Genomic DNA, 1,213 nt, shown 5'->3' with positions numbered 1-1,213 from the left:
GACCTGGAAAGGTCCGTCGTAGAGGGTAACAACCCCGTAGTCGAAACTTCGTTCTCTCTTGAATGTATCCTGAGTACGGCGGAACACGTGAAATTCCGTCGGAATCTGGGAGGACCATCTCCCAAGGCTAAATACTCCCTAGTGATCGATAGTGAACCAGTACCGTGAGGGAAAGGTGAAAAGCACCCCGGAAGGGGAGTGAAAGAGATCCTGAAACCGTGTGCCTACAAATAGTCAGAGCCCGTTAATGGGTGATGGCGTGCCTTTTGTAGAATGAACCGGCGAGTTACGATCCCGTGCAAGGTTAAGCTGAAGAGGCGGAGCCGCAGCGAAAGCGAGTCTGAATAGGGCGTTTAGTACGTGGTCGTAGACCCGAAACCAGGTGATCTACCCATGTCCAGGGTGAAGTTCAGGTAACACTGAATGGAGGCCCGAACCCACGCACGTTGAAAAGTGCGGGGATGAGGTGTGGGTAGCGGAGAAATTCCAATCGAACCTGGAGATAGCTGGTTCTCCCCGAAATAGCTTTAGGGCTAGCCTTAAGTGTAAGAGTCTTGGAGGTAGAGCACTGATTGAACTAGGGGTCCTCATCGGATTACCGAATTCAGTCAAACTCCGAATGCCAATGACTTATCCTTAGGAGTCAGACTGCGAGTGATAAGATCCGTAGTCAAGAGGGAAACAGCCCAGATCGCCAGCTAAGGTCCCAAAGTGTGTATTAAGTGGAAAAGGATGTGGAGTTGCTTAGACAACTAGGATGTTGGCTTAGAAGCAGCCACCATTTAAAGAGTGCGTAATAGCTCACTAGTCGAGTGACTCTGCGCCGAAAATGTACCGGGGCTAAATACACCACCGAAGCTGCGAATTGATACCAATGGTATCAGTGGTAGGGGAGCGTTCTAAGTGCAGTGAAGTCAGACCGGAAGGACTGGTGGAGCGCTTAGAAGTGAGAATGCCGGTATGAGTAGCGAAAGACGGGTGAGAATCCCGTCCACCGAATGCCTAAGGTTTCCTGAGGAAGGCTCGTCCGCTCAGGGTTAGTCAGGACCTAAGCCGAGGCCGACAGGCGTAGGCGATGGACAACAGGTTGATATTCCTGTACCACCTCTTTATCGTTTGAGCAATGGAGGGACGCAGAAGGATAGAAGAAGCGTGCGATTGGTTGTGCACGTCCAAGCAGTTAGGCTGATAAGTAGGCAAATCCGCTTATCGT

1 rRNA gene is annotated in these 1,213 nt (G+C 51.0%); it reads left to right on the top strand.

What is annotated here, in order from left to right:
- Positions 1 to 1,213, top strand: a 23S ribosomal RNA gene (locus tag MR167_RS31470); the annotation flags it as partial.

Source organism: Bacillus cereus group sp. BfR-BA-01355 (genome assembly GCF_022663675.1).
Classification (GTDB): domain Bacteria; phylum Bacillota; class Bacilli; order Bacillales; family Bacillaceae_G; genus Bacillus_A; species Bacillus_A thuringiensis_S.
This window is presented reverse-complemented; position numbering and strand designations above follow the sequence as displayed.